Annotated in this window: 9 protein-coding genes; 3 read left to right on the top strand and 6 right to left on the bottom strand. The window is 68.4% G+C overall.

Annotated elements, in window-relative coordinates; translation table 11 throughout:
* The 3 genes from A5652_RS22945 to A5652_RS22935 form a co-directional block, all read left to right on the top strand.
* Nucleotides 1–823 (top strand): phosphopantetheine-binding protein (locus A5652_RS22945; protein WP_232001350.1); only part of this gene is annotated, 823 nt, incomplete at its 5' end.
* Nucleotides 824–825: 2 nt separating this feature from the next.
* A complete protein-coding gene (locus A5652_RS22940) occupies nt 826–3,912 on the top strand; it encodes a type I polyketide synthase (RefSeq protein ID WP_067357273.1) in 3,087 nt (1,028 codons plus the stop codon).
* Between the two features lie 154 nt (nt 3,913–4,066).
* Nucleotides 4,067–5,128: a type III polyketide synthase gene (locus tag A5652_RS22935; protein WP_067357270.1), complete on the top strand. Its 1,062-nt coding sequence runs from the start codon at nt 4,067–4,069 to the stop codon at nt 5,126–5,128.
* 74 nt (nt 5,129–5,202) lie between these two features.
* Here A5652_RS22935 and A5652_RS22930 read toward each other — a convergent pair whose 3' ends face one another.
* From A5652_RS22930 to A5652_RS22905, 6 genes are all read right to left on the bottom strand, one after another.
* Entirely contained in the window at nt 5,203–6,993 is a 1,791-nt protein-coding gene (locus tag A5652_RS22930; protein WP_067357267.1) for an ABC-F family ATP-binding cassette domain-containing protein, read from the bottom strand.
* A 22-nt stretch (nt 6,994–7,015) separates the two neighbouring features.
* Nucleotides 7,016–7,702 carry a PAS and ANTAR domain-containing protein gene (locus A5652_RS22925; RefSeq protein WP_067357264.1) on the bottom strand — a complete coding sequence of 229 codons (687 nt, stop codon included), beginning with the start codon at nt 7,700–7,702 and terminating at the stop codon, nt 7,016–7,018.
* A gap of 103 nt (nt 7,703–7,805) precedes the next feature.
* Nucleotides 7,806–8,912 carry an enolase C-terminal domain-like protein gene (locus A5652_RS22920; RefSeq protein WP_067357280.1) on the bottom strand — a complete coding sequence of 369 codons (1,107 nt, stop codon included), beginning with the start codon at nt 8,910–8,912 and terminating at the stop codon, nt 7,806–7,808.
* Entirely contained in the window at nt 8,909–9,925 is a 1,017-nt protein-coding gene (locus A5652_RS22915) for an SDR family oxidoreductase (RefSeq protein WP_067357260.1), read from the bottom strand. Before A5652_RS22915 ends, A5652_RS22920 begins: the two co-directional genes overlap by 4 nt.
* Nucleotides 9,926–9,955: 30 nt before the next feature.
* Nucleotides 9,956–11,746 (bottom strand): glycoside hydrolase family 15 protein, encoded by a 1,791-nt coding sequence (locus tag A5652_RS22910; RefSeq protein ID WP_067357256.1) that lies wholly within the window; start codon nt 11,744–11,746, stop codon nt 9,956–9,958.
* The gene (locus tag A5652_RS22905; protein ID WP_067357253.1) at nt 11,739–13,436 is read right to left on the bottom strand and encodes a GMC family oxidoreductase; all 1,698 of its coding nucleotides are present in this window, start codon (nt 13,434–13,436) and stop codon (nt 11,739–11,741) included. Before A5652_RS22905 ends, A5652_RS22910 begins: the two co-directional genes overlap by 8 nt.
* Nucleotides 13,437–13,521 lie beyond the last annotated feature (85 nt).

Below are 13,521 nucleotides of genomic sequence, written 5' to 3'. Positions count from 1 at the left end.
GGGGATGTGGGACGAGACCTCCACGATGACCCAACACCTCGGTGAGCGCGACAAGGCCAGGATGAGCCGGGCCGGCCTGAGCGCGTTGTCCACCCGGCAGGCGCTGGACCTGCTGGACGCTGCCTTGCTGACCGAGCAGCCCATGGTGGTGGCTACGCGACTGGACAGGGGAGCGCTGGCGCACCACAGCGACACGCTGCCGCCGCTGCTGAGCCAGTTGGCGACCCGGCCGGCACGGCGGGTCCTGGAGCACACCGACATGGTGTCCCTGACGGGCCTGCGGGCGCGCCTGGAGGGGATGACCCCCGACCAGCGGCACAGCGAATTGGTCGAATTGGTCTGCAGCAACGCGGCCGCAGTACTGGGCCACAGCACCGCGGACGTCAACGCCGACGATGCGTTCGGTGACCTCGGCTTCGACTCGCTGACCGCCGTCGAACTGCGCAACCGCCTGAAAATCGCCACCGGACTTACCCTTTCGCCCACGCTGATCTTCGACCAGCCCACGCCGGGCGCCCTTGCCGAACACCTCGAGGCCCAGCTGGCCCCCAGCGCCCCCGGAGGGGCGCCTGTCACGCCGCCCGATCGCATGACCCGCTTCAACGACATCGCCCGGGAGTTGCAAGCACTGCTCAAGGCGCCCGATCTGAGTCCCGGCGACAGGGCGCAGCTCATCACCCGCCTTGAAGGCCTGTTGGGCAGCGTGACGGGCCCGTCGCCCGCGCCGCTCCTGCTGCCCCCCGAGGACGCGTTCGACGACGACATCTCCACCGCCACCGAGAGCCAGCTTTTCGCGTTTCTCGACGACGAAGTCGGCCCCTGACCTTGCCATCGCCAGACGTAGCGATCATCGGGCTCGCATGCAGGTTTCCCGCCGCGGCCGGACCTGGCGCGTTCTGGCGCCTGATCCGCGAGGGGCGGGAGGCCACTGAGTTCACCGGGAACGCCGGCGAATTCGACGCCGACTTCTTCAATCTGTCACCGCGTGAGGCGTGCGCGATGGATCCCCGGCAACGCCTCGCCCTCGAACTGACCTGGGAGTTGTTCGAAGATGCCTTCCTGGTGCCAGAAACGCTTCGGGGAGAGCAGGTTTCGGTCTACCTCGGGGCGATGACCGATGACTACGCCGCGCTGACGCTGCGCGATCTCGCCGACAACCTGGACCACCACACCTTCACCGGGATCAGCCGAGCGATGATCGCCAACCGCATCTCGTATGCCTTCGGGTTGCAGGGACCCAGCATGACCGTCGACACCGGCCAGTCGTCTTCTCTGGTGGCGGTGCACCTCGGCTGCGAAAGCGTGGCCTCCGGTCAGTCAGCGCTGGCGGTCGCGGGCGGGGTCCACCTCAACCTGGCCGACGAAATCACGATGCTGGAACGGGAATTCGGGGCGGTATCGGTGTCGGGCCATACCTATGCGTTCGATCGGCGCGCCGACGGTTACGTGCGCGGTGAAGGCGGCGGACTGGTCCTCCTGAAGCCCTTGCCGTTGGCGCTGGAAGACGGTGACCGCATCCGCGCGGTCATTCGCGGCAGCGCCGTCGTTAACGCCGGGCGCAGCGCGACCGCCCAGACCGTGCCATCGGCGCGCAGCGAAGTCGACGTGATCCGGCGCGCGCTCGCCGATGCCGGCCTGCGGGGCAGCGACATCGATTACGTCGAAGCCCATGGCACGGGGACGAAGGTCGGCGACGCGACCGAGGCTCAGGCGCTGGGGGAGGTTTTCGCCGAGCGCGCCCATGATCCGCTGCGGGTGGGATCGGTGAAGACCAACACCGGTCACGCCGGAGGCGCGGCGGGCATCGCGGGCCTGCTCAAGGCCGTACTGGCGATCGAACATGGCGCCATCCCGCCCAGCCTCAATTACGCCGACCCTGAGGCTGACCTCAATAGCCTTGGGCTGCAGGTCAACACCGCCCTGACGCCATGGCCGCCGGTAGAACATCCGCGGCGGGCCGGGGTGTCCTCGTTCGGGATGGGCGGCACCAATGCGCACCTCATCGTCGAGCAGGCCAACGTCCACCGGGAAACGAGGCGACCCGAAACGCCCGTGGGCGCAGACGAGGTGTTGCCGTGGGTGCTGTCGGCCCGCTCCGAGCAGGCGCTGGCCAACCAGGTGCAACGGTTGTCCGCCCATGTGGCCGACCGGCCTGATGTGAACCCCCTCGACGTGGCCTGGTCATTGATCAGCACCAGGACGGTGTTCGAGCACCGCGCGGTGGTGATGGGCGGCGATCGGCCGGCGCTGGCAAAGGGTCTGGCGGCTCTCGAGGCGGGTGAGTCATTGCCGGATGTGGCTGTCGGCCGGGCGATGCCATTGGGCAAGACGGTCTTTGTGTTCCCGGGCCAGGGGTCGCAGTGGTTGGGGATGGGACGGCAACTCTATGGCCGGTTCGACGTGTTCGCCCGGGCCTTCGACGAGGCGGCCGCCGCGGTGGACGCTCATCTGCGGCTGCCGCTACGTGAGGTGATGTGGGGCACGGACCCGGAGCTGTTGCGTAGCACCGAGTTTGCGCAGCCGGCGTTGTTCGTGCTCGGGATCGCGCTGGCGGCGTTGTGGCAGTCGTTGGGTGTGGTGCCGGATGTGGTGATGGGCCACTCGGTGGGGGAGATCGCGGCGGCATGTGTGGCCGGCGTGCTCTCGCTCGCGGACGCGGCGCGCATGGTGGCGGCGCGAGGGCGGTTGATGGCGGGATTGCCGGCCGGCGGGGTGATGGTGGCGGTCGGCGCCGGTGAGGCCGAGGTGGCTGGGTTGTTGAACGACGAGGTGAGTATCGCGGCGGTCAACGGTCCCAATGCGGTGGTGCTTTCGGGCGGGCAGACGCCGGTGGAAGCGCTGGCGGACCGGCTGGCCCGGGAGGGGCGGCGCGTGCATCGGCTGGCGGTGTCGCACGCGTTTCATTCGCCGCTGATGCAGCCCATGGTGGCGGATTTCTCCGCGGCGGTGGCCGGCATCGAGGTGGGGGCGCCGCGGATCGGGCTGGTGTCGAACGTGACCGGGCGGCTGGCCGGCGCCGGGTACGGGTCGCCCCAGTACTGGGCGGAGCACGTCGGTCAGCCAGTGCGCTTCTTCGAAGGCGTGCGCGCCGCCGAGGCGGCCGGCGCGGAACTCTTCGTGGAACTGGGTCCGGGCACCTCGCTGACCGCGGCGGTCGACCAATCCGTGAGCGGCGAACGGGCCATATCCGTGCCCACTATGGCCAAGGATCGGCCCGAGACGGAATCACTGCTCGGCGCCGTCGGCCAGTTGTTCACCCGCGGGCTCAACCTTAACTGGGCGGGCCTATTCGCCGGGCTTGACGTGCGACGGGTCGAGTTGCCGACGTATGGCTTTGCGCGGCAGAGTTTTTGGCTGGGGGCCGGCACGGCGGGGACTCCGCCCGCCACGGCCACCGGAACGCCGGACCTGGCGCACCGGCTGCACGGACTGGCGCCCGACGACCAGCACCGGGTGCTGGTGGAGCTGGTCTGCGAGCATGCGGCGGCCGTGTCGGGCCACCCGGGCGGCCATGCCATCGACCACGACCGCGCTTTCGGCGACCTCGGCTTTGATTCGATGATCGGGGTCGAGTTGCGCAACCGCCTCACCAGTCATACCGGCCTGGCGTTGTCGCGAACGCTGATCTTCGATTACCCGACGCCGGCCGCGCTGGCCGACCATCTTCGCCGGCAGCTTTCGCATGACGAGTCGGGCGAATCGGAGGAGGAAAAAATTTGGTCGGCGCTGCGCAAGATTCCGGTGCGCGAGCTTCGAAGAACCGGATTGCTCGAAAAACTTCTATTGCTCGCCGGCGCGCCGGAAACACTCGTCTCCGATGCAAATGTCAGTGCCGACGACATCGACTCGTTGAGCCCGGAGGCGTTAATCGCGATGGCGCTCAGCTCGGCTGACGAGGATGACGCCGAATGACGAATTCTGCGCTGGCGGATATGATTACGGCGACGCAAGGTCAGTTTAATAAGACACGTGTTGAATACGCGGAATTTTTGCACCACCCAACAGAACCGCATAAAATTCCCCCCATTAAGGGGACCTTTTTTGCTCGGCAATCAAGAGGTAGCACATGAGCGTCATCGCGGGCGTATTCGGCGCGTTGCCGCCACATCGGTATAGCCAACGCGAAATCACCGACGCGCTCGTCGAGCTCCCCGCATTGAAGGAACATGAGGGCGTCGTCCGGCGCCTGCACGCGGCCGCCCGGGTCAACGGCCGCCACTTCGTGCTGCCCCTCGAGCGATACGGCGAGTTGACCGACTTCGGCGCGACGAACGAGATCTTCATCGACAAAGCCGTGGAGCTGGGCTGCGACGCACTGCTGGGTGCTCTCGACGAGGCCGGGCTGCGACCGCAAGACATCGACATGATCGCCACCACGACGGTCACCGGCATCGCGGTCCCGTCGCTCGATGCCCGGATCGTCGGGCGGCTCGGCCTCCGTCCGGACGTGCGCCGCGCTCCGTTGTTCGGGCTGGGCTGCGCGGCCGGCGCGGCGGGCGTCGGACGGCTGCATGATTACCTGCGGGGTGCGCCCGACGGCGTGGCCGTCGTCCTGTCGGTCGAGCTATGTTCGCTCACCTTCCCGACGGTGAGGCCGACCGTGTCCGGACTGGTCGGGACGGCTATGTTCGGTGACGGCGCCGCGGCCGTCGTCGCAGTCGGCGACCGTCGCGCCGCGCAGCTGAATTCCGCCGGGCCCGACATCGTGGATTCGCGCAGCCGTCTATACCCGGAATCGCTGCACATCATGGGCTGGAGCATCGGCTCGGACGGCATACAACTGGCGATGTCTCCGGAACTGCCTGACGTCATCGACCGTTACCTGGCCGACGACGTGAACAGTTTCCTGGCCGCACATGGCCTGACCAAGGACCACATCGGCGCCTGGGTGACCCACCCGGGCGGCCCCAAGGTGATCAATACGATCGCCAAGAGTCTCGAACTGCCCTCGGAGGCGCAGGAATTGACCTGGCGCTCGCTCGGGGAAGTCGCCAACCTCTCGTCGGCGTCAGTGCTGCACATCCTGCGCGACACGATCGCCAAGCCGCCGCCCAGCGGCAGCCCCGGGCTCATGCTTGCAGTGGGTCCGGGCTTCGGCTCCGAACTGGTGTTGCTGCGCTGGCACTGAGTTCCTGATCGCTCGCGAGACCCGTTGCGGCTCAATACCACCGCATCGCCGCGCTTGCGATCGCCGCAGGCGCTTCACTCCAGCTGCTCGGAGAGCTCCAGCCAGCGCCTCTCCGTGTCGGCGACCTCGTCTTCAAGCGCGCGCAAGTCCTGGGTGAGCCGGGTGATGCCGACGTGGTCGGACTGGTCGTGCCCGGCGAGTTCCGTGTGCTTGTCCTCGATCCGCTCGGCCAACCGCGCAAGCTGGCGATCGAGGGAGGCCACCTCTTTTTCCGCGGCGCGGCGTTGTGCGCCGGACATCGCTTGCGGCGTTGGGTCGGCGGGCCCCGTGGGCCGCGACGATCCAGCATTCGCCTCGCTGGTCCGCTGGCCGGCCAGTCGCAGATACTCATCGACACCGCCGGGCAGATGGCGCAACCGGCCGTCGAGCACCGCGTACTGCTGATCGGTGACGCGCTCCAGCAGGTAGCGGTCGTGCGAGACGACGATCAGGGTGCCCGCCCACGAGTCCAGCAGATCCTCCATCGCTGCCAGGGTGTCGGTGTCGACGTCGTTGGTCGGCTCATCGAGCAGCAACACGTTGGGCTCGGCCAACAGCGTCAGCATCAGCTGCAGCCGCCGCCGCTCCCCACCGGAGAGATCCCCGACGCGGGCGGACAGATGGCCGCGGGCGAAGCCGAGGCGCTCCAGCAGCTGCGCCGGGGTGGCCTCGCGGCCGTCGACCTGGTAGCCGCCCTGCAGCCTGCCCAGCACATCGGCGATCCGGTCGCCGCCGACCCCGGCCAGGGCATCGCCCTGCTGGTCGAGCACCGCCAGCCGCACGGTCTTGCCGCGTTTGACGCGGCCGATGTCCGGCGTGATGGTGCCGTCGATCAAGCCCAGCAGCGTCGACTTGCCGGCGCCGTTGGCCCCGACTATGCCGGTGCGCTCGCCGGGGGCGATCCGCCACTCGATGTCGCGCAGCACCGGGCGGCCCCCGAACGAGACCGACACGTCGAGCAGATCGACCACGTCCTTGCCCAGCCGGGCGGTGGCGAGCTTGGCCAGCTCGACGGTGTTGCGCAGCGGCGGCACGTCGGCGATCAGCTGGTTGGCCGCCTCGATCCGGAACTTGGGCTTGGAGGTGCGCGCCGGCGCCCCGCGGCGCAGCCACGCCAGCTCCTTGCGCATCAGGTTTTGCCGCTTGGCCTCGGCGACGGCGGCCATCCGGTCCCGCTCGACGCGTTGCAGGACGTAGGCCGCGTATCCGCCGTCGAATGGTTCGACGATTCCGTCGTGCACCTCCCACGTGGTGGTGGCGACTTCGTCGAGGAACCAGCGGTCGTGGGTCACCAGCAGCAGTCCGCCGGTGTTGCGCGCCCAGCGTTGGCGCAGATGGCCGGCCAGCCAGGTGATGCCCTCGATGTCCAGATGGTTGGTGGGCTCGTCGAGTGCGATGACGTCCCACTCGCCCACCAGCAACCTGGCCAGCTGCACCCGGCGGCGCTGGCCGCCGGACAGCGTGGAAACCGTTGCCTCCCAGTCGATGTCGGAGACCAGCCCGGCGACCACATCGCGGACCCGCGGATCGCCGGCCCACTGGTGTTCGGCCGTCTCACCGACGAGGGTGTAACCCACGCTACGGTCCGGCTCCAGGGTGTCGGCCTGGCTGAGCGCGCCGACCCGCAACCCGCTGCGCTGGGTGACCCGGCCGGAATCGGGCCGTTGCTGGCCGGTCAGCAGCCCCAGCAGGCTGGATTTGCCGTCACCGTTTCGCCCCACGATGCCGATGCGCGCGCCGTCGTTGACCCCGAGCGTGATCGAGTCGAAGACCACCTGAGTCGGATATTCGAGGTGTACGGCCTCAGCTCCAAGTAGGTGCGCCACCGGGCCGACCCTACTGTCGGCGCTAGCCGAGGGTCAGCAGTGCCTGGTCCACCTGGCTCTGGGTTTCTGAGGACGCCTTGCAGGCCACGGCATCCAGGAAGCGGCTGGCGACGTCGCGCAACTTGAGGTTCGTTTCCTGGGAACGCCACACCAGGATGTCGAACGCGCGCTCGGCCGAGATGCCGTAGACGGTCATCAGCACGCCCTTGGCCTGCTCGATCCGCGCGCGGGCCTCGGCCACGGCCGATAGGACGTTGCTGATGTCGGAGTGCAGCGAGTCGGTGACGTCGACGTAGAAGCCGGACGTGCCGGCCAGCGCACCGCTGGCGTCGAGCATCCGATCGCCGGCGACGACGACGCAGCGGGTGCGGCCGGCGGTGTCGATGATGCGGTGCCGGCTGCTGAACGGCCTTCCCTTCGTCACTCGGTCTAGCACGGCGGCCGCCCGCTCCCGGTCTTCGGGATGCTTGTGGCGCAGCAGCAGTTCCGTGGTGGGCTGCACCTGTCCCGGCTTGTAACCGTGCATGCGCGCCACCGCATCCGACCACTCCCAGCGATGGCCGTCGAGATAGAACCAGAACCTGCCGACGCGCTGCGGCTCACCGAGCCCCAGCACCAAGTCGACCGCACTCAAGTCGCCTTCCTCGACGACATCAGACACCGGCGCCTCGCGACACGCAACAGTTTGGTCATGGGAGTTCATCGTCATCGCGCGTTTCCCCAATCCCCGTTGTGAAAACCTTGGCGTAGCGATTCCCCTTTTTTCGCGCGTCCACTCCTTTCCATAAACGGGAATGGACGCTGCTCGGCCGTCAGGCCTTTCGGTAGCCCTCGGCGTCTTGGTATCTGAACGCCAGGCCAAGCCCCGGGCGATGTTGATCGGGTCGCAATGCGCCACCCTCTGGCGACAGCGCGCCGTCGAAAAGCGTCTGTTCTATGCGGTGGTGGTCGTGGAAGTACTCGAGGTGTCGCAGGTTCGGGACCGTGGTGGCGACGTGGGCGTGCAGGTTGGGTGCGCAGTGCCCGGAAACGTCCACGTTGTAGGAGGCCGCCACGCCCGCGGCGCGCACCCAGTCAGTGATGCCGCCGCAGCGCGTGACGTCGATCTGCAGGCAGTCGACCGCATCGGCGGCGAGCATCCGGTTGAAGTAGGCCAGGTCGTAGCCGTACTCACCGGCGGTGACGTCCGGGCTGACCTGGTCGCGCACTTCGCGCAGCCCGGCCAGGTCGTCGGAGGACACGGGTTCTTCGAACCAGGTGACACCGTGTTCGGCCATGGCGTGGCCCACCCGGATCGCCTGTTTGCGGCGGTATCCTCCGTTGGCGTCCACGTACAGTTCCGCATCGGGGCCGATCACCCTGCGCGCCAGCGCAATCCGATCCAGATCCCGGCTAACGTCGGAGCCCCATGACTCACCGATCTTGATTTTGACGCGCGGGATCTTCCATTCGTCGACCCAGCGCTCGAGTTGGGCGCGGGTGGCGGACTCGTCGTAGGTGGTGAAACCGCCGCTGCCGTAGATAGGCACTTCGCGGTGAGCCATGCCGATCAATCGGCATACCGGTAACTCCATCAGCTTGCCCTTGAGATCCCACAAGGCGGCGTCGACCGCCGATATCGCGCACGAGGCCAGCCCGGGCCGTCCGTTGTTGCGCATCGCCTTGACCATCGACCCCCACCGTGCGGGGATGTCCACGGCGCTGTGTCCGGTCAGCGCACCGGCGAGCTTGCCGCCGATCAGCTTGGCGCACGCCCCGTCGGCGTAGGTATAGCCGATCCCGCGTCGGCCGCCGGCCGCAACCTCGGCCAGCACCAGGGTGGTTGACGACCAGGACAGGGTGCCGTCGGCTTCCGGTGCGTCGGTGGGGATTTCGTAGACCTGCGCGGTGACCTCCTCGATCCGCGCATCGGGCGTCATCGACACCACCGTCGCCCCGCCCGGGCCGCGAGCCAGGCGCCCACCCCGGCGGCGCTCAGCGCGCCGGCGCCGCTGACGACCGGGTGCTGGGACGCCCACAGTTGCGGGCTGTGGGTATGCGACTTGTCGTCGAACTGCCCGCGGGCGCCGTGATCGGTGCCCGGGTCGTGATCCAGCGGCTGCCAGAGGTTGTTAGGCCGCTCGCGGCTGACAGGTTGTTTGGTCTGCTGGGAGTCGTATCCGGTGCGGCCGAGGTAGCGGTCCAGCAGCGGCGCGACGAACTTCTGCCCCAGCAGCGTCACCATGGTGGAATCGCCGACCCAATATTGTTTTCGCCCTGGGTGATCGGCGGCATGCAGGACGCCACGGGCGGCCACCTCGGGCTGGTAGATCGGCGGCACCGGCTGGGGATGGCGGGGGAGCCGGGACAGCACCCAGGAGAATTGCGGGGTGTTGACCGCCGGCATCTGGACGACGGTGATCCGCACCTTGGAGTTCTCGTGGAACAGCTCGCAGCGCACCGATTCGGTGAAGCCATTGACGGCGTGTTTGGCGCCGCAGTACGCCGACTGCAGCGGGATCGAACGCTGGCTGAGCGCCGAACCGACCTGCACGATGGTGCCGCGGTTGCGGGGTCGCATCTTGGCCAGCGCCGCCATGGTGCCGTGCACGTAGCCGAGGTAGGACACCTCGGTGACGCGTCTGAACTCCTCGGCGCCGATCTGGCTGAACGGCGCGAACACCGAGGTGAACGCGACGTTGACCCAGACGTCGATGGGACCGAAGGCGGCTTCGGCCTCGTCTGCGGCGGCGACGACGGCCGAGTGGTCGGCCACATCGGTCGGGATGGCCAGCGCCTTGCCGCCGCGGGCTTCGACGTCATGTGCGGCGCCGTCAAGGCCCGCGGCGCCGCGGGCGAGCAGGACGACGTTGGCGCCACGCTGTCCGAACTCCCTCGCGGTGGCGCGGCCGATGCCCGCGCTGGCTCCGGTGATCACCACTGTCTGTGTCATCGCAGAATTGCCTTTCGCTCGGTCCAGTAATCACTCATGGTGGGCTTCGTCGTCGGCGAGGGTTGCGGTGCATTCCAGCATCAGCGCGTGCGCGAACGCTTGCGGCAGGTTGCCGCGCAGTTGGCGCTGCCTTACGTCGTATTCCTCGCAGAACAGCCCCGGGGGGCCGCATGCGGCGCGGTTGCGCTCGAACCAGCGCATCGCGCAATCGCCATGGCCCAGTTGATCTTCGGCCAGCGCCATCATGAAACCGCAGAGCAGGAAGGCACCCTCGGCGTCGCCGAGGTCGCGCTCGTCGTGGCGGAAACGGTAGACGAACCCGTCGTCGGTGAGTTCCCGGCGGATGGCATCCAGGGTGGCCCGGGTGCGGGGGTCCTCGGCCGGCAGTGCGCCGCGCACGGGCGGCAACAGCAGTGAGGCGTCGACCCCTGTCAGCCGTGGGCTGCGCTGCCAGTAGCCGTGTGGATGCAGGCCGCTCGACGCGGTGTCGGCCAGGATCGCGTCGGCCAGCGAAGCGCAGGCCGCCACCTCGGGACCGGCGCCGGCCAGTTTCGCGATGGCGCGCAAACCGGCCACGCAGGCCAGGCGGGACTGCGTCCAGTGCTCGTCGTCGATCTCCCACACCCCGGCATCGGGTTCGCGCCAACGTTTTTCGATGGTCCTGATGGCCGTCTGGGCGGCGCGCCAACCCTCGGCGTCGAGCCGGTCGGCGGCGCCCGCCTTGGCCAGCAGCTGCAGCGCCTCGCCGAAGACATCGAGCTGAAACTGTTGGTTGACCCAGTTGCCGACCCTGTCGGTGGCGCCGGGATAGCCAGGAAGGTCGAGCGCTTCTTCGCTGGGTACCGCGCCACCGGTGACGGTGTAGGCGGGTTTGAGATTGGGGCCATCGTCGAGCAGGCGGGCGCCGACGAATTGGACCGCCGCGTCCAGCAATTCGGTCGTGCCGACGGCCGCGGCGGCCATCCCCGCGTACACCTGGTCCCGGATCCAGGCGTACCGGTAGTCATAGTTCTGATTCGTGTGGGCGCGTTCGGGCAGGCTCATCGTGGCCGCGGCCACCATCCCGCCGCCGCTGCTGGTCAGCCCACGCAGCACCGCGTAGGAGTGGCGTCCGTCGCGGGGAGCGATGGTGCAGTTCAGCCGGGGCACGCTGCGGTGCCATGCGGCCTCGGTGGCGTCCCAGGCCAGGTCGGGGTCGGGCGGCTGGTCGGGCAGTGCGCGTTCGGACAGCTCCAGCACCAGGTCGTGTTGCCGCCCTTCCTCGAGGGTGATCTCACAGGTGAGCAGCTCGCTTTTGTCGTGCGCGGCTTTGATGGTGCGCACGTCACAGCCGGCCAGCCAGCGCCAGCGCAACCGGCCCGACCGGCCGCTCCAGACTCCGCCGTCGGAGTTCGGCCGGCCGAGACCGTGCCGGCCGAATCCCGCGCTCGGTGCCAGCAGCACCCGCACGCGCGCCGTGCCGCGGCACACCATGAGGCGCCGCAGCAGCACCACCCGGTCGGGCTCGCCGGGAAAACCCAGTGCCTCACGACATTCCACGGTGCTGTCGCGGGTGGTCCAGCGGCTGCGCCAGATCAGGGTGCCCGGCTCGTAGTACCCGCCCCACACGTGCCGGATGTCGGTCGGCGTGATCGCGTAAACCCCGCCGCCGCCAATGAGATTGGAGAAGACGGCGTCGGAGTCCCAGTGCGGCGCGCACATCCACGCCATGTCGCCCTGCGGCCCGATCAGCGCTCCGCGCTCGCCGTCGGCGAGCAGCGCGTACTCACGCAGCACCCTTGGCGCGAAGGTCGTTTCGATGTCGATCGTTCGGTCAGCCACGGGCTCCCGCCTCCGACCTCCGTCCCGCGGTGGTATCGACCTTCCCGCCGGCCAGGCGTTCGGCGAGCCGCGAGGCCAGCGCCATGATGGTCAGCGCGGGGTTCGCCGACCCCTGGGTCGGGCACACCGAGCCGTCGGCGAGGAACAGGTTCGGTACCCCCCACACGCGTTGATCGGAGTCGACGACCGAGTTATCAGGCCTGGTGCCCATGCGGGCGCCGCCGATCAAGTGGGCGAAGCGCTCGATGGTGAGCACGTCCTGGGCGTCGGCGGCGTGCAGGATGTCGCCGATCACCTTGGTGGAGTAGGCCATGTTGGCCTTGTCGTTGTCGCACAGCGTGTAGTCGAACCGAGCCACCGGAATGCCGTACGGATCTTTCTCGTCGGCCAGCGTCACGCGATTATCCGGTAGCGGCAACAACTCGTTGAGCACACCGACGGTCGCCCAGTGGTTGTAGTCGCGCATGTACTCCCGCAGGGCTCGACCCCAGTGCCCGTCGGCAAGCACGTGTTCGGCCCATCCGATCGGCATCGGCGACACGGTCTGGATGGCGAAGCCGCGGGCGAATCCGCGAGAGAGGTCGGTCTCGTAGAACTGTTCGGAGGTCACCTCCGGGGGAGGCGCCTTGTACATGCGGACCTCCTCGGACCACCGGCCCGCGGACTGGGTGGCGCCCTGCACCATCACATAACGTCCGACCTGATCCTCGTTGTTCCCCAAGCCGTTCGGGAAGCGATCGCTGGCCGAATTCAACAGCAGGCGAGGAGTCTCGATCGAATAGCCGGCAATGGCAACGACTTTGGCGCGTTGCAGCCGCTCTTTGCCGCCAATCTCGTCGTAGTACACCACGCCGCGGGCCGCGCCGCTATCGTCGAGCTCGACGCGCGAGGCCATGCAGTTTGCGCGGATCTCCACGGCGTGGGCCAGTGCGTCGGGGAGGTGCGTGACGTACGGGCTGGCCTTCGCGTTGACCTTGCAGCCCTGCAGGCAGTAGCCGCGGTAGATGCAGTGCGGCCGGTTGCCGAACGTGCCGTTGACGATGCCGACGGGCCCCACCCGCATCTCGATGCCCAGCTTGAGCGCTCCCCTCCAAATCTTGGCGGCCGCACCCGAAATAGGGTGCGGCGCAAAGGGATAGCGGTGCGGATCGCCCCAGGGCCAGTTCTGGCCGGCCACCGGCAGCTCGAGCTCCACCTGCTCGTAGTGGCGGCGAATGTCCGCATAGCGGATGGGCCAGTCCGCCCCGACCCCGTCGCGGGTGTAGGTCTCGAAGTCGCTCGGGTGAAACCGCGGGGTGTACCCGGCGTAATGCACCATGGAGCCGCCCACCCCACGCCCGGAGTTGTTCTTGCCCAGCTCGATTGGGTCGTCGCCGCCGAGGATGCGTTTCTGCGTCCAGTACAGCGCATGGGACCCGGCCTCGTCGGACACCCAATCCTCGTCCGGGTGCCAGAACGGGCCGGCCTCCAAGATCACGACCCGCCAGCCCTCGCGCGCCAGCCGCTGCGCCAGCACCGAGCCGCCGGCGCCGGCGCCGACTACCACCAGGTCGACCTCGTCGTCGTCGGCGTAGCGGCGCATGGTCTTCTCACCGGGCAGATCGCGCGAGTGCACGTCGAGCAGGAATCGCGAATCGTTGTCCTTGGGTTCGATCGCTCCCTTGAACAGGCCTCGCAGCAGGTCGCCCATCACAGCTCCCCGTTGTTCACGACTTGCACCGGATCCTCGGCGGTGCCACCGGACCGGCCGCCGCACGCGAACCGGTCTCTTATAC

The organism is Mycobacterium sp. 1165178.9, assembly GCF_001673555.1.
Taxonomy (GTDB): Bacteria; Actinomycetota; Actinomycetes; order Mycobacteriales; family Mycobacteriaceae; genus Mycobacterium.
Note: the sequence above shows the minus strand (reverse complement) of the source record. Positions and strands in the feature narration are given on the sequence as shown.

Excerpts from the sequence above, each read along its gene's own strand:
- A5652_RS22935 (WP_067357270.1), top strand. The coding sequence starts at position 4,067 with ATGAGCGTCATCGCGGGCGTATTCGGCGCGTTGCCGCCACATCGGTAT.
- A5652_RS22905 (WP_067357253.1), bottom strand. The coding sequence starts at position 13,436 with ATGGGCGACCTGCTGCGAGGCCTGTTCAAGGGAGCGATCGAACCCAAG.
- A5652_RS22920 (WP_067357280.1), bottom strand. The coding sequence starts at position 8,912 with ATGACGCCCGATGCGCGGATCGAGGAGGTCACCGCGCAGGTCTACGAA.
- A5652_RS22915 (WP_067357260.1), bottom strand. The coding sequence starts at position 9,925 with ATGACACAGACAGTGGTGATCACCGGAGCCAGCGCGGGCATCGGCCGC.
- A5652_RS22925 (WP_067357264.1), bottom strand. The coding sequence starts at position 7,702 with ATGACGATGAACTCCCATGACCAAACTGTTGCGTGTCGCGAGGCGCCG.